Origin of the sequence: Ciceribacter sp. RN22 (assembly GCF_024054295.1) — a bacterium.
Lineage (GTDB): Bacteria > Pseudomonadota > Alphaproteobacteria > Rhizobiales > Rhizobiaceae > Allorhizobium > Allorhizobium lividum.
In genome coordinates, this window is sequence record NZ_JAMXLD010000001.1 from 904,296 (window position 1) to 922,873 (window position 18,578).

The 18,578-nt window shown below is 63.8% G+C and carries 26 protein-coding genes; 17 read left to right on the top strand and 9 right to left on the bottom strand.

Going from position 1 to position 18,578, the window contains the following annotated elements:
• The first annotated feature begins 3 nt into the window (after positions 1-3).
• Positions 4-339 (top strand): MazG nucleotide pyrophosphohydrolase domain-containing protein, encoded by a 336-nt coding sequence (locus NHF53_RS04425; protein ID WP_252833258.1) that lies wholly within the window; start codon positions 4-6, stop codon positions 337-339.
• On the opposite strand, the gene NHF53_RS04430 is transcribed toward NHF53_RS04425, so the two are convergent.
• The 3 genes from NHF53_RS04430 to NHF53_RS04440 all read right to left on the bottom strand — a co-directional run bounded on the left by NHF53_RS04430 (position 308) and on the right by NHF53_RS04440 (position 3,106).
• On the bottom strand, positions 308-985 hold the full coding sequence (locus NHF53_RS04430) for an HAD family phosphatase (protein ID WP_252833259.1): 678 nt from the start codon (positions 983-985) through the stop codon (positions 308-310). The two genes, NHF53_RS04425 and NHF53_RS04430, sit on opposite strands and share 32 nt — an antisense overlap.
• A gap of 42 nt (positions 986-1,027) precedes the next feature.
• Complete coding sequence (tldD, locus tag NHF53_RS04435; RefSeq protein ID WP_252833260.1) at positions 1,028-2,443, bottom strand: metalloprotease TldD; 1,416 nt, start codon at positions 2,441-2,443, stop codon at positions 1,028-1,030.
• Between the two features lie 141 nt (positions 2,444-2,584).
• On the bottom strand, positions 2,585-3,106 hold the full coding sequence (locus NHF53_RS04440; RefSeq protein ID WP_114364430.1) for an invasion associated locus B family protein: 522 nt from the start codon (positions 3,104-3,106) through the stop codon (positions 2,585-2,587).
• Between the two features lie 322 nt (positions 3,107-3,428).
• Between NHF53_RS04440 and coxB the strand changes: the two genes are divergently transcribed.
• The 11 genes from coxB (at position 3,429) to NHF53_RS04495 (ending at position 12,169) form a co-directional block, all read left to right on the top strand.
• Positions 3,429-4,319: a cytochrome c oxidase subunit II gene (gene coxB, locus NHF53_RS04445; protein ID WP_114364432.1), complete on the top strand. Its 891-nt coding sequence runs from the start codon at positions 3,429-3,431 to the stop codon at positions 4,317-4,319.
• Positions 4,320-4,337: 18 nt separating this feature from the next.
• Entirely contained in the window at positions 4,338-6,020 is a 1,683-nt protein-coding gene (ctaD, locus tag NHF53_RS04450) for a cytochrome c oxidase subunit I (protein WP_114364433.1), read from the top strand.
• Between the two features lie 82 nt (positions 6,021-6,102).
• The gene (locus tag NHF53_RS04455) at positions 6,103-7,059 is read left to right on the top strand and encodes a heme o synthase (RefSeq protein ID WP_252833261.1); all 957 of its coding nucleotides are present in this window, start codon (positions 6,103-6,105) and stop codon (positions 7,057-7,059) included.
• Complete coding sequence (locus NHF53_RS04460; RefSeq protein WP_252833262.1) at positions 7,059-7,196, top strand: hypothetical protein; 138 nt, start codon at positions 7,059-7,061, stop codon at positions 7,194-7,196. The genes NHF53_RS04455 and NHF53_RS04460 overlap by 1 nt, the downstream gene beginning before the upstream one ends.
• 17 nt (positions 7,197-7,213) lie before the next feature.
• Positions 7,214-7,822, top strand: a complete 609-nt coding sequence (locus NHF53_RS04465) for a cytochrome c oxidase assembly protein (protein ID WP_252833263.1) — start codon at positions 7,214-7,216, stop codon at positions 7,820-7,822.
• A 58-nt stretch (positions 7,823-7,880) separates the two neighbouring features.
• On the top strand, positions 7,881-8,759 hold the full coding sequence (locus NHF53_RS04470) for a cytochrome c oxidase subunit 3 (RefSeq protein ID WP_252833264.1): 879 nt from the start codon (positions 7,881-7,883) through the stop codon (positions 8,757-8,759).
• 157 nt (positions 8,760-8,916) lie between these two features.
• Complete coding sequence (locus NHF53_RS04475) at positions 8,917-9,300, top strand: DUF983 domain-containing protein (protein ID WP_114364438.1); 384 nt, start codon at positions 8,917-8,919, stop codon at positions 9,298-9,300.
• A complete protein-coding gene (locus NHF53_RS04480; protein WP_252833265.1) occupies positions 9,293-10,033 on the top strand; it encodes an SURF1 family protein in 741 nt (246 codons plus the stop codon). The genes NHF53_RS04475 and NHF53_RS04480 overlap by 8 nt, the downstream gene beginning before the upstream one ends.
• A gap of 78 nt (positions 10,034-10,111) precedes the next feature.
• Entirely contained in the window at positions 10,112-10,477 is a 366-nt protein-coding gene (locus NHF53_RS04485; protein WP_252833266.1) for a DUF1304 domain-containing protein, read from the top strand.
• Positions 10,477-11,484 carry a 4-hydroxy-3-methylbut-2-enyl diphosphate reductase gene (gene ispH / locus NHF53_RS04490; protein ID WP_252833267.1) on the top strand — a complete coding sequence of 336 codons (1,008 nt, stop codon included), beginning with the start codon at positions 10,477-10,479 and terminating at the stop codon, positions 11,482-11,484. The genes NHF53_RS04485 and ispH overlap by 1 nt, the downstream gene beginning before the upstream one ends.
• A gap of 1 nt (position 11,485) precedes the next feature.
• Positions 11,486-12,169, top strand: coding sequence for a hypothetical protein (locus NHF53_RS04495; RefSeq protein ID WP_252833268.1), 684 nt, complete (start codon positions 11,486-11,488; stop codon positions 12,167-12,169).
• A gap of 103 nt (positions 12,170-12,272) precedes the next feature.
• Here the strand turns inward: NHF53_RS04495 and NHF53_RS04500 are convergent, their stop codons facing one another.
• From NHF53_RS04500 to NHF53_RS04515, 4 genes are all read right to left on the bottom strand, one after another.
• A complete protein-coding gene (locus NHF53_RS04500) occupies positions 12,273-12,497 on the bottom strand; it encodes a hypothetical protein (RefSeq protein ID WP_252833269.1) in 225 nt (74 codons plus the stop codon).
• Between the two features lie 64 nt (positions 12,498-12,561).
• The gene (rpsU, locus tag NHF53_RS04505) at positions 12,562-12,801 is read right to left on the bottom strand and encodes a 30S ribosomal protein S21 (protein WP_114364444.1); all 240 of its coding nucleotides are present in this window, start codon (positions 12,799-12,801) and stop codon (positions 12,562-12,564) included.
• A gap of 28 nt (positions 12,802-12,829) precedes the next feature.
• Positions 12,830-13,117 (bottom strand): cold-shock protein, encoded by a 288-nt coding sequence (locus NHF53_RS04510; protein WP_114364445.1) that lies wholly within the window; start codon positions 13,115-13,117, stop codon positions 12,830-12,832.
• Positions 13,118-13,227: 110 nt separating this feature from the next.
• On the bottom strand, positions 13,228-13,437 hold the full coding sequence (locus tag NHF53_RS04515) for a cold-shock protein (protein WP_114364446.1): 210 nt from the start codon (positions 13,435-13,437) through the stop codon (positions 13,228-13,230).
• A 404-nt stretch (positions 13,438-13,841) separates the two neighbouring features.
• Here NHF53_RS04515 and NHF53_RS04520 point away from each other — a divergent pair, with 404 nt between their 5' ends.
• The 4 genes from NHF53_RS04520 to NHF53_RS04535 all read left to right on the top strand — a co-directional run bounded on the left by NHF53_RS04520 (position 13,842) and on the right by NHF53_RS04535 (position 16,208).
• Positions 13,842-14,810, top strand: coding sequence for a homoserine kinase (locus NHF53_RS04520; RefSeq protein WP_252833270.1), 969 nt, complete (start codon positions 13,842-13,844; stop codon positions 14,808-14,810).
• Complete coding sequence (gene rnhA / locus NHF53_RS04525) at positions 14,807-15,250, top strand: ribonuclease HI (RefSeq protein ID WP_114364448.1); 444 nt, start codon at positions 14,807-14,809, stop codon at positions 15,248-15,250. Before NHF53_RS04520 ends, rnhA begins: the two co-directional genes overlap by 4 nt.
• A 115-nt stretch (positions 15,251-15,365) precedes the next feature.
• On the top strand, positions 15,366-15,674 hold the full coding sequence (locus NHF53_RS04530; RefSeq protein ID WP_114364449.1) for a Dabb family protein: 309 nt from the start codon (positions 15,366-15,368) through the stop codon (positions 15,672-15,674).
• Positions 15,675-15,860: 186 nt separating this feature from the next.
• Positions 15,861-16,208 (top strand): DUF3088 family protein, encoded by a 348-nt coding sequence (locus NHF53_RS04535; protein WP_252834913.1) that lies wholly within the window; start codon positions 15,861-15,863, stop codon positions 16,206-16,208.
• Between the two features lie 177 nt (positions 16,209-16,385).
• Here the strand turns inward: NHF53_RS04535 and NHF53_RS04540 are convergent, their stop codons facing one another.
• Together NHF53_RS04540 and NHF53_RS04545 are read right to left on the bottom strand one after the other, a co-directional pair.
• A complete protein-coding gene (locus tag NHF53_RS04540; RefSeq protein ID WP_252833271.1) occupies positions 16,386-16,871 on the bottom strand; it encodes a peroxiredoxin in 486 nt (161 codons plus the stop codon).
• Between the two features lie 67 nt (positions 16,872-16,938).
• Positions 16,939-17,778 (bottom strand): protein-disulfide reductase DsbD domain-containing protein, encoded by an 840-nt coding sequence (locus NHF53_RS04545; protein ID WP_252833272.1) that lies wholly within the window; start codon positions 17,776-17,778, stop codon positions 16,939-16,941.
• Between the two features lie 164 nt (positions 17,779-17,942).
• Between NHF53_RS04545 and NHF53_RS04550 the strand changes: the two genes are divergently transcribed.
• A complete protein-coding gene (locus NHF53_RS04550; protein WP_114364453.1) occupies positions 17,943-18,548 on the top strand; it encodes a YqgE/AlgH family protein in 606 nt (201 codons plus the stop codon).
• Positions 18,549-18,578: the final 30 nt, after the last annotated feature.

Below are 18,578 nucleotides of genomic sequence, written 5' to 3' on the forward strand. Positions count from 1 at the left end.
GCAATGTTGCAGGAACTTGCGCTGCGATTTGAAGCCGCATCGGTAACCTACGCCGAAGCGCATGCCGTCGAACGGGACGCCGACTGGTTCTTGATGAAGCTGATGGAGGAAGCCGGCGAGGTCGTGCAGGCGGCCAACCGGCTGAGCGGCCGCAGTCGCCGAAAGGGATTGGACGAATCTGAGCTGCGGCGATGTCTGGCCGACGAGACGGCAGACCTGCTCGGGCACGTCCTGCTGTTGGCTCATCACCACCGTCTCGACCTTCAGGCGGCGATCATGCGGAAATGGCGGTTCGCTCCTGACGAGCCTACGCCCGCTCTGCCGCCAGCGGCTCGTTGAAGAAGGCGCAGCACTCCTCCAGACTGCCGGCGACCCGCGCGCAGAGCGCGACGACTTCGTCCGTCGGGGCGAGCAGGTCCGGCACCATCACCGCCATCATGCCGGCGGCCGCCGCCGAGCGGATGCCGTTGTGGGAATCCTCGAGCGCAAGGCAGTCCGCCGGCGCGACGCCCAGCCTTTCCGCCGCGGCGAGATACGGGTCTGGCGCCGGCTTGCCGCGGGCATAGTCGCCCTGGGCGATGACGTGGTCGAAGCGCGGCAGCAGGCCGAACCCTTCGAGATGGTGACGCACCTGGTGGTGGGCCGAGGACGTGCAGATCGCCCGCGGAATGCCGTGCCGGTCGAGCGTGTCGAGAAGCGCCGTCACGCCGGCCTTCAATTTCAGTTCGGTTTCGATCAGCCGGTTGAAATGGTCGATCCAGACGATGCGGAAAGCATCCGGGTCGAAGTTCTCGCCATAGTGATCAATCAACAATTGTGCGATACCGGGCCAGGGTTGCCCCATCATCGCCTCGTAGATCGAGGGGCCGATCGGCAGGCCCTCTTCCGTCGCCGCGGAGATCACCGACTTCCGGTAGAGGATTTCGCTGTCGAGGATCAGGCCGTCCATGTCGAAAACGACGGCGCGGGGCGGGCGGGGCAGCATCTTGTCTCGGTTTCCTTCGGTCTCTTTAATTCTGTCTTGTTGTTACGCCCGCGTGCCGCCGACGGTCACCTGGTCCATTCTCAGGTGCGGCTGACCGACGCCGACCGGCACCCACTGGCCGCCCTTGCCGCAATTGCCGATGCCGGTGTCGAGCTTCATGTCGTTGCCGACCATGGAGATGCGCTTCATCGCCTCCGGGCCGTTGCCGATCAGCATCGCACCCTTGACCGGCGCGCCGATCTTGCCGTCCTCGATCATGTAGGCCTCGGTGCAGCCGAAGACGAACTTGCCCGACGTGATGTCCACCTGGCCGCCTCCGAAGGAGACGGCGTAGATCCCGCGCTTCACCGAGGCGATGATCTCCTCCGGGGTCTTGTCGCCGCCGAGCATGTAGGTGTTGGTCATGCGCGGCATCGGCTGGTGGGCGTAGCCCTGCCGGCGGCCGTTGCCGGTCGGCGTCATGCCCATCAGCCGGGCGTTCTGCCGGTCCTGCATGTAGCCGACGAGCCGGCCGTTCTCGATCAGCACATTGTATCCGGAGGGCGTGCCCTCGTCGTCGACGGTGATCGAGCCGCGGCGAAGGTCGATCGTGCCGTCGTCGACGATCGTGACGCCGGGGGCAGCGACCATCTCGCCCATCAGGCCTGCGAAGGCGGAGGTCTTCTTGCGGTTGAAGTCGCCTTCGAGCCCGTGGCCCACCGCCTCGTGCAGCATGACGCCCGGCCAGCCGTTGCCGAGCACGACGTCCATGGTGCCGGCCGGCGCATCGATCGCGTCGAGGTTGACGAGCGCCTGGCGCAACGCCTCGTCGGCGCCGTTCTTCCAGCTCTCCTCGGTCAGGAAGTCGCCGAAGCCGACGCGGCCGCCGATGCCGAAGGAGCCGGTTTCCTGGCGGTCGCCCTCGCCGGCGACGACGGAGATGTTGAGCCGCGTCATCGGGCGGATGTCGCGCACCCGGTGGCCGTCGGCGCGCAGGATTTCCACCACCTGCCAGCTCGCGGCGATCGATGCCGTGACCTGACGGACCTTGTCGGTCTTGCCGCGCAGATAGGCGTCGACCTCGGAGAGAAGCTTCACCTTCTCCTCGAAGGTCGGCGAGCCGATCGGGTTCTCCTCGCCGTAGAGCTTGCGGTTGGTGCGCTGGGGTGCCGCGGCATAGCTGCCGCCATGGCCGCGGGTGACGGCGGAGACCGCCTCGGCCGCGCGCGACAGCGCCGAAAGCGAAAGCTCGCCCGCGTGCGCGAAGCCGACGGCTTCGCCGGCGACGGCGCGCAGCCCGAAGCCCTGGTCGGTGTTGAAACTGCCGCCCTTCAGGCGTCCGTTGTCGAAGGTCAGTGATTCGGCCTGCGCGTGTTCGACGAACAGCTCGCCGTCGTCGGCGCCGGAGAGGGTCTCGGCCAGCACCGAGCGCAGCTTCGTCTCGTCACAGTCGAAAAGGTTGAGAAGATCGGTATCCATCAAAGCTCCTTGGGCGCGGGCGGCGGACGCGCTCCTTCGAACCCGATGTAGGTCCGGCAGGGGGTGGAGGCAAGCCCGTCCGCCCGAAGAGCCGGGCGGGAAGGGCGGTGCGCCGTCAGATCATTCGTTGCCGGCCGGTGCTCAGGGCAGGGAGTCGTAGCCTTCGGCAAAACCGGTGAGCTCGATCGGAATGCCCACACGATCCTGGTCGGCCGATTCGCGGAGCGCGAAGACCGCGCTCTTGCCGGCCCGGAGTATCTTCATGAGCTCGTCGTCGATCTCGACCTCGACATAGCAGCCCTCGGCGAAGCAGCGGGTGAAATAGGCCCGGCCGATATTGTTGCCGTCGACGAAGAGCTCCATGCCGTCCTTCAGCAGGACGCCGAGCGGCGCGAGGATGCGCAGCACCTTCGCCTTGCGGTCGGCGGTCTTGAGGATCACCACCGAGAGTCCGACTTCCGGCCGGTCGTCGGCGACGACGTTCTGCATCAATGCGCATTGTTCGACAGAGGCACCCGCCGGCGTATCGCAGATGATCGACCAGGCGCCGTGGTTGGAACGCACGGTGCCGGGCTGTTGCGGCGTCTGCGCAAAGCCCGTTCCGGCTGCTGCGGCAACGGCCAGCGCAAGCACGCCCGACCTGAGAAGTGCTGGAACACCCATGGATACCTCTGGAATTCGAATCATCGCCGCCATTCTTGTCGTCGGGCGCGGTATTGAAAAGCCCCGGAACGTCTTTTCCCCCGAGTGCGGCATATTTGGGACCGGCAAGACGTATCTGCGGTCGAAAAAGCGGGTTTTGGAGGCGCAGTCAAGCTCCTGCGGGAGATGGGCCCGCGACAAATTGACGTAGCGCAAAAATGCCGCAGGGCCATTCGGTTAGGCGTATTGCGGTCGGAGACAAACTGTGATTTTAAACAAAAACCCATAGCATGGATTTTGCGTTTCCATTTGATGTGGATCAAACGCTCGAGGGAGAGACACCGTGATTAAGAGAGCTTGCGCAGCGCTGGTCGCCACGACCTGTCTGCTTTTTGCTTCCGCCGGCTTTGCCGACCAGCCTGCACCCTGGCAAACCGATCTCCAGCCGGCGGCGACGCCGATCATGGAGCAGATCCGGTGGTTCGAGCACTATACGCTCTGGTTCATCGTGCCGATCACGTTGCTCGTGCTCTTCCTGCTGATCGTGGTGGTCCTGCGTTTCCGCTCCGGTGCAAATCCGGTGCCGTCGAAGACCAGCCACAACACGATGATCGAGATCATCTGGACCTTGGGACCGGTCCTCGTGCTTCTCTTCTTCGCGATTCCCTCGTTCAACCTGCTCTCAGCACAGCTCACCCAACCGGAAAGCCCGGACGTCACGATCAAGGCGACCGCGACCCAGTGGCAGTGGAATTACGAATACCAGGGCGACAAGCAGGTCGCCTTCGATTCCTTCATGCTGAAGACGGATGACGACCGCGCCGCCGCCGGCAAGCAGGACAAGGCGCTCTATCCGCGCCTGCTCGCCGTGGACAACGAAATGGTCGTTCCGGTCGGCAAGACGGTCCGCGTGCTCGTGACTGCCGCTCCGACCGACGTCATCCACGCCTTCGCCATGCCGTCCTTCGGCATCAAGATCGACGCCGTTCCGGGTCGTCTCAACGAAACCTGGTTCAAGGCCGACCGTGAAGGCCTGTTCTACGGTCAGTGTTCGGAGCTCTGCGGCAAGGATCACGCCTTCATGCCGATCGCCATCCGCGTGGTCGCCGAAGACAAGTATGCCGCCTGGCTCGAAGCTGCGACCACCAGCGTGGAGGACGCCAACAAGGCTCTGATGGCAGCGGTCGACGGTGCGGACAAGTCCGTACAGCTCGCCGATAACGTTTCGAAATAAGGAAGGGGAGTGCGGACAATGGCTGGACCTGTTGCCCACGAAGAGCACGCTCATGGTCAGGGCGCGCATCATGACCATCACGACCACAAGCCGGGCTTCGCCGCCCGCTGGCTGTTCTCGACGAACCACAAGGACATCGGCACCCTCTACCTGATCTTCGCGATCATCGCCGGCATCATCGGCGCGGCGCTCTCGGTCGCCATGCGCATGGAGCTGCAGGAGCCCGGCATCCAGATCTTCCACGGCCTGGCGTCGATCGTCTACGGCTTCGAAGGTGACGCCGCAATCGACGGCGGCAAGCACATGTTCAACGTGTTCACCACCGCGCACGCCCTGGTCATGATCTTCTTCATGGTCATGCCGGCGCTGATCGGCGGTTTCGCCAACTGGATGATCCCGATCATGATCGGCGCTCCGGACATGGCTTTCCCGCGCCTCAACAACATTTCCTTCTGGCTGCTCGTCCCGGCCTTCCTCCTGCTCATCCTGTCGATGTTCGTCGAAGGTCCGGCAGGCGGCTACGGCGTCGGTGGCGGCTGGACGATGTATCCGCCGCTTGCGACGTCCGGCCAGCCGGGTCCTGCGGTCGATCTCGCGATCTTCGCGCTCCACGTTTCGGGTGCGTCGTCGATCCTCGGTGCGATCAACTTCATCACCACCATTCTCAACATGCGCGCCCCGGGCATGACGCTGCACAAGATGCCGCTCTTCGCCTGGTCCGTGCTCGTCACTGCCTTCCTGCTCCTGCTGTCGCTCCCGGTTCTCGCCGGCGGCATCACCATGCTGCTGACCGACCGCAACTTCGGCACGACCTTCTTCGCGCCGGAAGGCGGCGGTGACCCGATCCTCTACCAGCACCTGTTCTGGTTCTTCGGTCACCCGGAAGTGTACATCCTGATCCTGCCCGGTTTCGGCATCATCAGCCACATCATCTCGACCTTCTCGCGCAAGCCCATCTTCGGCTACCTCGGCATGGCTTATGCCATGGTCGCCATCGGCGCCGTCGGCTTCGTCGTCTGGGCCCACCACATGTACACGGTCGGCCTGTCGCTCGGCGCCCAGCGCTACTTCGTCTTCGCCACCATGGTCATCGCGGTGCCGACCGGCATCAAGATCTTCTCCTGGATCGCGACGATGTGGGGTGGCTCGTTGTCGTTCCGCACGCCGATGATCTGGGCGATCGGCTTCATCTTCCTGTTCACCGTCGGCGGTGTAACCGGGGTGCAGCTGGCGAACGCCGGTCTCGACCGCTCGCTGCACGACACCTACTACGTCGTGGCTCACTTCCACTACGTTCTGTCGCTCGGCGCCGTCTTCGCCATCTTCGCCGCCTGGTACTACTGGTTCCCGAAGATAACCGGCTACATGTACTCGGAAACGATCGGCAACATCCACTTCTGGGTCATGTTCGTCGGCGTGAACATGGTGTTCTTCCCGCAGCACTTCCTCGGCCTTGCCGGGATGCCGCGCCGCTACATCGACTATCCGGAAGCTTTCGCCGGCTGGAACTACGTCTCTTCGATCGGGTCCTATATTTCGGCCTTCGGCGTGGTGATCTTCCTGTTCGGCGTCTTCGAGGCTCTCGCGAAGAAGCGCGTCGCCGGCGACAATCCGTGGGGCGTCGGTGCGACCACGCTGGAATGGCAGCTGAGCTCTCCGCCGCCGTACCACCAGTGGGAGCAGCTGCCGCGCATCAAGTAAGCGGCGCACGCTGAAACGAAAACGGTCGCCGCGCTCCGGAGGGGCGCGGCGACCGGAAAACAAGAATATCGGGACGGAAACAATGACGGTTGTCGACAACTGCGAAGCGCTGGGCATGGAGGGCGAACTGCGCCTGTCCGAAGCCGGTGCACGCGACTACTTCGCGCTCCTGAAGCCGCGGGTCATGTCGCTCGTCGTCTTCACCGCCTTTGCCGGTCTCGTGCTCGCGCCGGGACACATCCATCCCGTGCTCGGCGCCATCGCCATTCTCTGCATCGCCGTCGGGGCAGGGGCCTCGGGCGCGCTCAACATGTGGTACGACGCCGATATCGACGCCGTCATGAGCCGCACCGCCCGCCGCCCGATCCCGGCCGGCCGCATCCTGCCCACCGAGGCGCTCGCCTTCGGCCTCACGCTTTCAGTCTTCTCGGTCGCGATCCTCGGGCTCGCGGTCAACTGGTTTGCCGCAGGCCTGCTCGCCTTCACCATTTTCTTCTACGCCGTCGTCTACACGATGTGGCTGAAGCGCTCGACCCCGCAGAACATCGTCATCGGCGGTGCGGCCGGCGCCTTCCCGCCCATGGTCGGCTGGGCCTGCGTGACGGGCGGCGTCTCGCTCGACAGCATCCTGCTCTTCCTGGTGATCTTCCTCTGGACGCCGGCCCACTTCTGGGCGCTCGCGCTCTTCAAGATGCGTGATTACGGCGCCGTCGGCGTGCCGATGCTGCCGAACGTCGCCGGCATCCCGGCCACCAAGCGACAAATCGCGCTCTACGCGGTGCTGACCGCGGCAGCCGGCGTCGCGCCGGCCCTCACCGGACTGTCCTCGCCCTTCTACGGCACCTTCGCGGCCGTTCTCGGTCTGGGCTTCGTCTACTATTCGGTCGGCGTCTGGCGTATGCCGGAAGGCGACGAGAAGATGGTGGCGGCCAAAAAGCTGTTCGGCTTTTCGCTCGTTTATCTCTTCGCGATCTTCCTGGCGCTCCTCGTCGACCATTACGTCGTGACATTCGCGACCCTTCCTGGAGGGGCACACTGATGGAAACCGTCAAGCTCAACGACAGCCAGAAGAAATCCCGCCGCGGCCGCAACATCGCGCTCGGCATCGTTCTGGGAATCGTCGTCGTGATCATCTACGCCATGTCCGTTGTAAAGATGACCGGCGTGGCCCAGTGAAGGACGGAGGTCGGACCTTGGCAGAGAGCACGAAAATTCCGGCCGGCAAGGGGCGCAGCAATGCGGCGATCCTCGTCGCCTGCGTCGCCTTCGTCGGCGGCATGGTCGGCATGAGCTTCGCCGCCGTCCCGCTCTACCGCATGTTCTGCCAGGTGACCGGCTACAACGGAACGACCCAGCGTGTCGAGCAGGTTTCGAGCGTCATTCTCGACCGGACGATGCGCGTCACCTTCGACGCCAATGTCGCGCCGGGGCTGATGTGGAAGTTCAAGCCGGTCGAACGCGAGGTGGCGCCGAAGATCGGCGAAACGGTGAAGGTCCATTTCACCGCCACCAATCATTCGTCCGAGCCGAAAAAGGGGCAGGCCGTCTTCAACGTGACGCCGATGGAGGCCGCCGCCTATTTCAACAAGATCGAATGCTTCTGCTTCACCGACATCGAGCTGAAGCCCGGCGAAACGAAAGACATGCCCGTCGTCTTCTTCATCGATCCGGAGATCGTGAACACGGTGGAGACGAAGGATATCGGAACGATCACCCTGTCCTACACCTTCTATCCGCAGGAGGAGACGAAGCCGGTGGCGGTTCTGCCTGCCGGAAAGTCGGACGGGAACCAGAAATTGTGAGAGGAGGGGTCCGGCCCCGCCGGACCTCAGGAAAGATTGACATTCGGGGATTGCTGACATGGCCCAAGCGCATCAGAAGAATCACGACTACCACATCATCGATCCGAGCCCGTGGCCGATCCTGGCCGCAATCGGGGCGTTCCTGCTGACCTTCGGTGGCGTCGGCTACATGCGCTATCTCTCGGGCGGCTCGTTCGAGCTCTTCGGCCTTGAGCTCGCCCATCCGTGGCTGTTCTTCATCGGCCTGGCGATCATCCTCTACACGATGGTTGGCTGGTGGTCGGACACCATCAAGGAAGCCCATGAGGGTCATCACACCCGCGTGGTGTCGCTGCACCTGCGCTACGGCATGATCATGTTCATCGCCTCCGAAGTGATGTTCTTCGTCGCCTGGTTCTGGGCGTTCTTCGATGCGAGCCTGTTCTCCGGCGAGGTGATCCAGTCCGCCCGCGTCGAGTTCACCGGTGGTCATTGGCCGCCGAAGGGCATCGAGGTTCTCGATCCCTGGCACCTGCCGCTCTACAACACCATCATCCTGCTGCTCTCCGGCACCACCGTCACCTGGGCACACCATGCCCTGCTGCACGGCGACCGTCGCGGCCTCGTCTCCGGCCTGACGCTGACCGTCCTGCTCGGCGCGCTCTTCTCCTTCGTGCAGGGCTACGAATACGCCCACGCTCCGTTCACCTTCAAGGACTCGATCTACGGCTCGACCTTCTTCATGGCGACGGGCTTCCACGGCTTCCACGTGCTCGTCGGCACGATCTTCCTGATCGTCTGCCTGCTGCGCGCGCTGAAGGGCGATTTCACCCCGAAGCAGCACTTCGGCTTCGAGGCTGCCGCCTGGTACTGGCACTTCGTCGACGTGGTCTGGCTCTTCCTCTTCTTCTCGGTCTACATCTGGGGCGGCTGGGGCGCACCACTCGCCCACGGCTGATCGCCGGAAGAGCTTTCGACTATCGGAAAAGGCGGCGGCGAGACTGCCGCCTTTTTCGTTGAGGGGGCTGGCGGGGAACCGAAGCCGCCACGGAGGATTTGCCCCGGTGCCGGGCATCCTCTAAGAGAAGCGTAATATCAGCAGCAGAGGGACCGCCATGAGCGACGACAATGCGATGTATCCGCCGGTCGATCCGGTGAAGGCGGCGCTCAGCGCCTGCTGCCCCCGCTGCGGGCAGGGCAAGCTCTTCGACGGGCTGAGCAAGATCAAGCCGCGCTGCACGAATTGCGGCCTCGATTATACCTTCATCGACGCCGGCGACGGCCCGGCCGTCTTCGTCATCCTGATCGCCGATTTCATCGTCGTCGGGCTCGCCGTCTGGACGGAGATCAACTACCAGCCGCCGGCCTGGCTGCACGCGCTCCTCTGGGGGCCGCTGGCGATCGGGCTTTCGCTCTGGCTCCTGCGCACCATCAAGGCGCTGCTGGTGGCGCTCCAGTACAAGAACAACGCCTCGCAGGGAACGATCGACCGTGGCTGAGGGAACTGCAGCGGGCCGCACCAAGTTCGTCGTCGGCCTCGTCCTGCTGGTCGTCGCGCTCTCCGTGCTCGTCTCGCTCGGCACCTGGCAGGTCCGGCGCCTCCACTGGAAGGAGGCGCTGATCGCCGACATCGAGGCGCGTCGTACACTGCCGCCGGCGTCGTTGTCCGAGATCGAGGCGATGGCTGCGCGCGGCGAGGACTTCGAGTATCGCCCGGTCCGCGTCGAAGGCCGCTTCCTGAACGACAGGGAACGCCATTTCTTCGCGACGTTCGACGGGCGTACCGGCTACTACGTCTACACCCCCTTCGAGCTCGACGATGGCCGCTTCCTCTTCGTCAATCGCGGGTTCATCCCCTACGAGATGAAGGACCCTGCAAGCCGCCGCGAAGGCCTGCCGGACGGTCGCCAGACAGTGACGGGGCTCGCTCGGGCGCGCCTTGCCGGCAAGCCCTCCTGGGTGGTGCCCGAGAACGACGTCGCCGGCGACATCTTCTACTGGAAGGATCTTTCCGCCATGGCCGCCAGCGCCGGGCTCGCCGAGCAGAACGTCGTCCAGTTTTTCGTCGATGCGGATGCGACGCCCGTCGCCGGCGGCTGGCCGAAGGGTGGGGTGACGCAGATCGATCTGCCGAACGACCATCTGCAATATGCGATCACCTGGTACGGCCTCGCCGTCGTGCTGCTGGTGATCTCGATCGCCGCATACCTACGGGGCCGGAAGCAGAAATAACCTCGGCGGGGGCGGATGTTTTCCTCCCGCCGACATCGCGTGATAGAAGACAAAACCACATTGGCTGGAGGGGAACCGATGAAACTGCTCGCTGATCTGCTCACCGCGCTGGTTGCGCTCGAACATCTCTGGATTCTCGTGCTGGAGATGTTTCTCTGGACGAAACCGTCCGGCCTCAAGGCCTTCGGCATGAAGCCGCAGCAGGCGGAGGCGACCAAGGTGCTCGCCGCCAACCAGGGGCTCTACAACGGCTTCCTCGCGCTCGGGCTCGGATGGGCGCTCGTCCAGCCGGTTCCGGAATTCGCTTTTGAGCTCAAGCTCTTTTTCCTTGGCTGCGTCTTCGTCGCCGGCCTATATGGAAGCGCGACGGCGTCGCGGCGCATTCTCTACATCCAGGCGCTGCCGGCCGTCCTCGCCCTGATCCTGGTTCTCTTGGCTGGCTGATGACGAACACAACCCCGACCCGACCGAAACTGACGATAAGGCTCTGCGGGCCGCGCGGCTTTTGCGCCGGGGTCGACCGCGCCATCCAGATCGTCGTGCTGGCGCTGAAAGGGTATGGCGCCCCGGTCTATGTGCGCCATGAGATCGTCCACAACCGCTACGTGGTCGAGGGGCTGGAGGCCAAGGGTGCGATCTTCGTCGAGGAACTCGACGAGATCCCCGAAGAGCATCGCGCCCAGCCGGTCGTCTTCTCCGCCCACGGCGTGCCGAAATCGGTGCCGGCGGATGCCAGGGCGCGCAACCTCTTCTATCTCGACGCCACCTGTCCGCTGGTCTCGAAGGTCCACAAGCAGGCGATGCGCCACCAGCGGCTCGGCCGCCACGTCGTCCTGATCGGCCATGCCGGCCATCCGGAGGTGATCGGCACCATGGGGCAGTTGCCGGAGGGCAGCGTCTCTCTGATCGAGACGGTCGAGGACGCCGCCGCCTACCAGCCGGCAGATCCCGACAATCTCGGCTACGTCACCCAGACGACGCTCTCGGTCGACGACACTGAAGGCGTGATCGCCAAGCTCAAGGAGCGTTTCCCCAATCTCGCCGATCCGGCCGCCGATTCGATCTGCTACGCCACCACCAACCGCCAGGAGGCGGTCAAGCAGGCCGCTCCGGGCTGCGATCTCTTCCTGATCGTCGGCGCGCCGAACTCGTCCAATTCGAAGCGTCTCGTCGAGGTGGCGCAGAAGGCGGGGGCGAGGCAGTCGCTGCTCGTGCAGCGCGCCTCGGAGATCGACTGGGATGCGATCGGGACGATCGGTACGCTCGGGCTCTCGGCCGGCGCCTCGGCGCCGGAGGTGATCGTCAACGAGATCATCGAGGCCTTCAGGGAACGCTACGACACGACGGTGGAGCTTGCGGAATTCTCGGTGGAGAACGAGCACTTCCTCGTCAACCGTGAGCTGCGGTCGATCGAACTCACCCACGACGACATGGCCTGGGTGAACGGCTGAGATGCCCTTGCCGAAAGAGGGAGACAACGCTTTCGAAGTCACGGTGTTGCAGCCGGCGTCGGCGAGCCGATGCATTCTTTTCGCCGCTGGGCGCGGTGGAAACCCGCTGCGGCATCTCGGGCTCCTGCAGGCCCTCGCCGACGAGGGGATGCTGGTCGTCGCGCCCCATTTCGACATGCTGGCATCCCCCGTTCCGACCCGGGCCGAACTGTCGGAGCGGATGCGAAGGCTTTCGCTGGCCGCAGCTCGACATTGCCCGTCCGGACTGCCGGTCGCAGGCTTGGGGCACTCGATCGGAACGGTGGTGTTGCTGCTGCTCGCCGGAGCCGAAGCCGATACGCTGGCGGGAGAGCGGGTGAGGGCAGTGTCGGGGTGTCCGATCGACCGGCTGGCGCTGCTGGCGCCGCCGACTGATTTCTTCCGGCGGCCCGGTTCGCTGGCGTCCTTGAAGGTGCCTGTTCAGGTCTGGGTGGGGGACAGGGACACGATCACGCCGCCGGCGCAGGCCGCGTTTCTGAGGGAAGTCATCGATGGTGCGATCCCGGTCGATATTCGCGTGGTCGAAGGCGCCGGGCACTTCACCTTCATGAACGAACTGCCGCCGCACGTCACCGACACGCATGCCGATCGCGATGGTTTCCTGCGATCGCTGGCGGATGAACTCCGCGGCTTTCTGGCTGTCTGAGGATAGTCGCCACCGTCCGGTACCGGCGTGATGTGCCTGTGTACCGGCTCCCGTTTCGCAAAGGGGAGCAGGCCCGCTAGGCAATGCCGGTCTCCCGCAATCCTCAGGAGTGGTGAGGGGTAGCCTTGCGCGTCTTGCTCTTTTGAGCTTTCGCCGGCTGGATCTGCACAGGCTGTGCCATCCGCAACGCGCGCAGCGTCTCGGTCTTCTTTTCGCGCGCCTGGGCTTCCGCAGCGAGAATGTCGCGTGCGGTCGCATCGGTCTGTTCCGCCTTCTCCTGCGCGGACATTTTCTTGGGCTTGAAGAATGCGTCCTTGGTCGCAACCATGTCTTACTCCCTGGCTGGAGGGCAAATTGCGGCCGCGTGCGGCCGCTCTGCGACGTTCGAGCGCTTAGCGCGCTCGCACGACCTTCTTCTTCGGGGCAGGCAGCAGGCCTTCGCGCTGCGCTTTCTTCCGGGCAAGCTTGCGAACTCTGCGGATGGCGTCAGCCTTTTCCCTTGCGCGCTTCTCCGACGGCTTTTCGTACGCGCTACGGGCGCGCATCTCCCGGAAGAGGCCTTCCCGCTGCATCTTCTTCTTGAGCACCCGAAGTGCCTGATCGACATTGTTGTCCCTGACGAGTACCTGCAAAACATCTCCTTACGCCGCATGGCGGCTGTTATTTTCTGGTCCTGATCGAACCCGGATTGATCCATCGGCCGTCACCGGCGAAGGATGCGGAAGGTGCGGTGCCCCGCGAAGAAGCCGGCGTTTCCGCCCTGTCGACATCAGCCTCCGTGATGTGCCGGGCGAAGCATTCGTCGCTGAACTGAACGCGATACTGGGCGAGCCCCTGCGCCTCCGGAAGCACGGCGCTGATGCTGCAGCTTCGGTAACGTTCATCCTTGCGGAAAACGCCCCGCTTCAAGACGACGGTGTCGCCGGCGCGATAAGCAGGCTTGCCCATCAAGCTTCCCTCGTCGGTCGAAAAACAAAAGGCCGGGTTTGATCCCGACCTTCCACTTCATTGCCCCGGCGTGCCAGTACATCCGTGGTCACGCGGACAATGAGAAATCCTCAGGCAGCCTGCAGATTGTCTGCGGAGCTCTTGCCGGACCGCTTGTCCTGCACGATGTCGTAGCTGATCTTCTGGCCTTCGGTGAGGCCGCGCAGACCTGCGCGCTCGACAGCGGAAATATGGACGAAAACGTCCTGGGAGCCGTTGTCAGGCTGAATGAATCCAAAGCCCTTGGTGCTGTTGAACCACTTTACTGTACCTGTATTCATGACAATTCCTTTCAATCGCATGTGGGCCCGGCCGGATGGCCGATCTGATAAATCGACGATGAAGGGAAATCTGAAAGAGCCGCGAAGGCCCTGTACAAAAGTCGCTAGCAAGGTGCGATGGCGCTAAGATATGGCTTTCCTGAAAAAATACAAGGGCTTTTCCGAATTTCTATCTCGCTTCTTCTTTCCTGAACCCCTGAGAAATGTTGGATTTTCGCATGAGTGACGGAAATTGTATCAACGTTTTCAATGGAAATTCATGAAGACGATTTTGTCGTGCCTGTGCATCTTCCGGCTGCGATATCAGGGGCGTCAATTCCTGTGCCCCGACCCGCCGCAGGGCTGGTGCTCGCCACCCGCCCGCTGTATGCCTTCACGAAGCACCGACAAACCGACGACGGATCATGGCAGTCTATACCGATATCAACGAGGTCGATCTCAAGGCCTTCCTGCGGCAGTACGACGCCGGCGAACTCATGTCCTACAAGGGCATCGCCGAGGGCGTGGAAAATTCCAACTTCCTGCTGCATACGACCGCCGGCTCGCTGATCCTGACGCTCTACGAGAAGCGGGTGGAGAAATCCGATCTGCCGTTCTTCCTCGGGCTGATGCACCATCTCTCCTCGCGCGGCGTCAATTGCCCGCTGCCGCTGCCGCGCCATGACGGCGCGCTGCTCGGCGAATTGTCCGGCCGCCCGGCCGCCCTCATCACCTTCCTCGAAGGCATGTGGCTGAGAAAGCCCGAGCCCGCCCATTGCCGCGAGGTCGGCAAGGCGCTTGCCGAGATGCATATCGCGTCGGAAGGCTTCGCGCTTCGCCGGCCGAATGCGCTCTCCCTCGACGGCTGGCAGGCGCTGTGGGCGAAATCCGCCAGCCGGGCGGACGAGGTACTGAGCGGCCTCGAGGAGGAGATCGGCGGCGAACTCGCGTTCCTCGAAGGGGCCTGGCCGAAGGAGCTGCCGGAAGGCGTCATCCATGCCGACCTCTTTCCGGACAACGTCTTCTTCCTCGGCGACCAGCTTTCCGGCCTGATCGACTTCTACTTCGCCTGCAACGACATGCTCGCCTATGACGTGTCGATCTGTCTGAACGCATGGTGCTTCGAGAAGGACGGCTCCTACAACATCACCAAGGGCATGGCGCTGCTCGACGGCTACAATGCCGTGCGTCCGCTGAGCGCGGCGGAGATCGCCGCCCTGCCGGTGCTCGCGCGCGGCTCGGCGCTGCGCTTCTTCCTGACGCGGCTCTACGACTGGCTGACGACGCCCGAAGGCGCGCTCGTCGTCAAGAAGGATCCGATCGAATATCTGCGGAAGCTGCGCTTCCATCGCCAGGTGGTGTCTGCCGCCGAATACGGGCTCGCAAGCGCATGAAGCATGTCGAGATATTCACCGACGGCGCCTGCTCCGGCAATCCCGGCCCCGGCGGCTGGGGCGCGGTCCTGCGCTACAACGGCGTCGAGAAGGAACTCTCCGGCGGCGAGGCGGAGACGACCAACAACCGCATGGAGCTGATGGCGGCGATCAGTGCGCTGAACGCGCTCAAGTCGGCCTGTGAGGTCGACCTCCACACCGACAGCAAATACGTGATGGACGGCATCTCCAAGTGGATCTTCGGCTGGCGCAAGAATGGCTGGAAGACCGCCGACAAGAAGCCGGTGAAGAATGCCGAGCTCTGGCAGGCGCTGGAGGAGGCGAGGAGCCGCCACAAGGTGACCTGGCACTGGGTCAAGGGCCATGCTGGCCATCCGGAGAACGAGCGCGCCGACGAACTCGCCCGCCTCGGCATGGAGCCCTTCAAGAAGGGACGCTGAACCTGCGGGCGCTTTGCCGCCATCCACTGCTTTCGGCAGCCGCGGTAATTTGGCGGCTTGTCAAAGCCCGAGCCGCCCCTATTGTTTGCCCTGACGTGACGGAGGGGAGGTCAGCATGATCCGGCATTGTGTATTCCTGCGCTTCAAGGCGGCCACGCAGGCGGCCGAAAAACAGGCGATCTATGCGGGCATCGCCGCGCTGAAGGACGTCATTCCGGGCATGACCGAAGTGGTCTGCGGGCCGAATGTCTCGCCGGAAGGGCTCGACGGCGGTTTCGTCGACGGCTTCATCGTCACCTTCGAGGATGCCCAGGTGCGGGACTACTATCTCCAGCATCCCGCGCATGTCGAAGTCGCGGAGCGGCTCGTGCGCGCGACCGACGGCGGGTTGTCGGGCGTCCTCGTCTTCGACATGGAGGTCTGAGAAGCGGCGGATCGCTCCGCCGCTCCTGACCCACATGTGGAAACCGGCTACATCGTGACGCGCTGTCCGCTGGCGGAATGGACGTCGTGGATGGTTTAGCTTTCCGAGCATATCTCAGTGAAACATTCCGAATGTCCAACCGTCGTAGAACATCCGATTTTGCGACAGAGAAAGCAGGAGAATACCGTGCATCGAGACAGGCTTTTTCTCTTGCTGCCCGACTTTGAAGATCCCGCCTATCCCGGCCAGAGGTTCTATTGCTGGCATTGCGCCCTCATGGAGGGGGTTCTTGCTTCCTTCCCCGACCTGGCCAGGCGGCTCGATGTCGAGCGGATTGCATGGCCGCGGCCGAGGCTTCCGGTGATTGAGTTGCTCGGTGAGGAAAACCAGTCCTTGCCCGCGCTGGTGCTGGCGGATGGCGAGACATCCTCTCATCAGACCGGCACATACAAGGGGAGGGCTTTCATCTCCGGCAAGGACAAGATTCTGGCGGCTCTATCGGAAAGACACGGGTTTCCTGATCCTCATCCATAAAGCACGCAAGAGAGGTTCATGCGTCTATTCAATATCATTATCGCGACGCTTGCCATTTCCCGGTCGCCGGACGCAAGGTCCGAGTTCTGCGACCGACATTTGCGACAGAGAGTATTCTCCATTTAGATCAGGGGCGGCGGATCGTTCCGCCGCCGTCTTCGAACCGACCGTGGGATATCAGAGCTGCCCGAGCATCGTTGCGGCGGAGGATACCGTCGCCTGGCCCGGTACGTCCTCGACGTTCAGCGTCTTGACCCTGCCGTCCTCGACCAGCATCGAATAGCGCTTGGAGCGCACGCCGAGGCCGCCGGCGGAGAGATCGGCATCGAGACCGAGCGCCGTGGTGAAGGAGGCGTCCCAGTCGGCGAGGAAGTGGATCTTGCCCATGCCACCGGAGGATTGCGCCCAGGCGCCCATCACATGCCAGTCGTTGACCGAGACGACGGCGATGTCGTCGACGCCGCGGGCGAGGATCGCGTCGCGGTTTTCCAGATAACCGGGCAGGTGGTTCAGCGAGCAGGTCGGCGTAAACGCGCCGGGAACCCCGAAGACGACCACCCGCTTGCCCTTGAAGAGCGCGTCGGTGGTGATCTCGACCGGGCCGTCCGGCGTCTTTTCCTTGAAGGTTGCCGGGGGCAGTTTGTCTCCGATCGCAATCGTCATTGGCTTCTCCTGTGTGGGGGGGGCGTTGTGGCGGTGGGGCGTGTTTCGCCGGAAATATAGATTGACGTCAGTCAAAGGCAAGGACGGTCTCGATCGCCCGTCCGCCGGCAATCACCAGCGCGTTCCAGCGCTTTCCGGAGATTGCGTAATTCTTTGGAAGCCGTCCGACGGGCACCTCGATCACCGTCCTGCCGCCGGCCCCGGCGGCACGTGCGGAGGCGAAGAAGACATAACCGGAAGGGCCGGCGACGATCGCCTGCGCGTCCGTCGTTCCCTCGGGCAGCGCGACCTCCAGCGTCAGGCGTTTGAGGTCGGCGCTGATCGCATGCCGCTCGACCGCGAAATCGGATGTGGCCTTTCCGGGCAGGCTGGCAAGGGCATCGGCCACGATTTTGGCCTCCTCGGCGTCGGCCGCCTCGGTTGCCGGCAGATCGACGGTGAGCGCCGCCTGGAAGGGAATGCAGATGTTCTTGCAGAGGCCGATAAACGCGGTCGCCTCCAGTGTCGCCTCGCTTCCCGCCGGCGGGCCGGAAAGCGAAATCGGCAGGGCGACGGCATGGTCGTAGCCGATGTCCGTGAGATCGCCGGCGTCGATCCGCTTCGGCACGGGAAAGTCGACCCGGTCGAGTGTAACGCCGCTTGCGGGTGCCACCGTCACGGCGGGCGGCACGCCGCTGTCGCCCGGTTCGCGCCAGTAGGTGATCCAGCCAGGTTCCGGCTCGATCTGCAGCACGGCCTGGCGACGGCCTTCCGCACCGGCGGGCAGGACGACGAGCCGCATGCGGCCGCCCTCGTTGCGTGCCCAGTCGCTCGATGCCGCACGGGCAGGCAGCGTCGGTGCAAGCGCGACGGCAGGGAACGCCGCGATGACGGAGAGCAGGAGGCGGAAAAGACGGGGCGCGAACATGTCACATGGACTTAGCGCCCATTTTGGGTCAATTCTAGTCACGCTCGATAGCCCGTGATCATTTTTGGTTGATAGATCGCGGCCGATGCCCCATCTTCTCTTTAACGCATGTCGAAGACCGAGCGCGTGGCGCCGAAAGCCTCGTAGAGGCAGTTGGAGGTAGGATGCCCTTCTCGTCTTTAACAAAGAACCGCGAGCGCAGCTATCTCGACGGGCAGCTGCTCATTGCCATGCCCGGCATGGCGGACGGCAACTTCTCCCGCTCGGTGGTCTATATCTGCGCCCATTCGCAGGCCGGCGCCATGGGCTTCATCATCAATCGCCCGCAGTCGCTGACCTTCGCCGACGTGCTGCTGCACCTCAACATGATTGACCGTGCCGATGCCATCATGCTGCCGGAGCACGCCCGCGACTTCCCGATCCAGAGCGGCGGCCCGGTCGAGGTCGGCCGCGGCTTCGTCCTCCACACCGACGACTACTTGAGCGACTCCAGCATTCCGGTCAGCGACGACATTTCGCTGACGGCGACGCTGGACATCGTGCGGGCCATTTCCGACGGCCGCGGGCCGCGTCGGGCGACCATGCTGCTCGGCTATGCCGGATGGGGGCCGGGCCAGCTCGAACACGAGATCGCCAACAACGGCTGGCTCAACTGCCCGTCGACCGAGGACATCATCTTCGATCGCGCGCTCGAAGGAAAATACGAGCGTGCACTCGCCCTGATGGGCGTCACGCCCGCCATGCTCTCGATCGACGCCGGCCACGCCTGAGGGGCAGGGCCGTCCCCGATAGCGCGTTAG

Bases quoted from the DNA above. Each gene is read 5' to 3' on its own strand.
- NHF53_RS04545 (WP_252833272.1), bottom strand. From the start codon at position 17,778: ATGTTCGCGCCCCGTCTTTTCCGCCTCCTGCTCTCCGTCATCGCGGCG.
- NHF53_RS04425 (WP_252833258.1), top strand. From the start codon at position 4: ATGTTGCAGGAACTTGCGCTGCGATTTGAAGCCGCATCGGTAACCTAC.
- NHF53_RS04495 (WP_252833268.1), top strand. From the start codon at position 11,486: ATGCCCTTGCCGAAAGAGGGAGACAACGCTTTCGAAGTCACGGTGTTG.
- NHF53_RS04500 (WP_252833269.1), bottom strand. From the start codon at position 12,497: ATGGTTGCGACCAAGGACGCATTCTTCAAGCCCAAGAAAATGTCCGCG.
- NHF53_RS04530 (WP_114364449.1), top strand. From the start codon at position 15,366: ATGATCCGGCATTGTGTATTCCTGCGCTTCAAGGCGGCCACGCAGGCG.
- NHF53_RS04515 (WP_114364446.1), bottom strand. From the start codon at position 13,437: ATGAATACAGGTACAGTAAAGTGGTTCAACAGCACCAAGGGCTTTGGA.
- ispH (WP_252833267.1), top strand. From the start codon at position 10,477: ATGACGAACACAACCCCGACCCGACCGAAACTGACGATAAGGCTCTGC.
- NHF53_RS04430 (WP_252833259.1), bottom strand. From the start codon at position 985: ATGCTGCCCCGCCCGCCCCGCGCCGTCGTTTTCGACATGGACGGCCTG.
- NHF53_RS04550 (WP_114364453.1), top strand. From the start codon at position 17,943: ATGCCCTTCTCGTCTTTAACAAAGAACCGCGAGCGCAGCTATCTCGAC.
- ctaD (WP_114364433.1), top strand. From the start codon at position 4,338: ATGGCTGGACCTGTTGCCCACGAAGAGCACGCTCATGGTCAGGGCGCG.
- NHF53_RS04455 (WP_252833261.1), top strand. From the start codon at position 6,103: ATGACGGTTGTCGACAACTGCGAAGCGCTGGGCATGGAGGGCGAACTG.
- NHF53_RS04485 (WP_252833266.1), top strand. From the start codon at position 10,112: ATGAAACTGCTCGCTGATCTGCTCACCGCGCTGGTTGCGCTCGAACAT.
- rnhA (WP_114364448.1), top strand. From the start codon at position 14,807: ATGAAGCATGTCGAGATATTCACCGACGGCGCCTGCTCCGGCAATCCC.
- tldD (WP_252833260.1), bottom strand. From the start codon at position 2,443: ATGGATACCGATCTTCTCAACCTTTTCGACTGTGACGAGACGAAGCTG.
- NHF53_RS04460 (WP_252833262.1), top strand. From the start codon at position 7,059: ATGGAAACCGTCAAGCTCAACGACAGCCAGAAGAAATCCCGCCGCGGC.
- NHF53_RS04520 (WP_252833270.1), top strand. From the start codon at position 13,842: ATGGCAGTCTATACCGATATCAACGAGGTCGATCTCAAGGCCTTCCTG.
- NHF53_RS04475 (WP_114364438.1), top strand. From the start codon at position 8,917: ATGAGCGACGACAATGCGATGTATCCGCCGGTCGATCCGGTGAAGGCG.
- NHF53_RS04440 (WP_114364430.1), bottom strand. From the start codon at position 3,106: ATGGGTGTTCCAGCACTTCTCAGGTCGGGCGTGCTTGCGCTGGCCGTT.
- NHF53_RS04540 (WP_252833271.1), bottom strand. From the start codon at position 16,871: ATGACGATTGCGATCGGAGACAAACTGCCCCCGGCAACCTTCAAGGAA.
- NHF53_RS04510 (WP_114364445.1), bottom strand. From the start codon at position 13,117: ATGGGCAAGCCTGCTTATCGCGCCGGCGACACCGTCGTCTTGAAGCGG.
- NHF53_RS04470 (WP_252833264.1), top strand. From the start codon at position 7,881: ATGGCCCAAGCGCATCAGAAGAATCACGACTACCACATCATCGATCCG.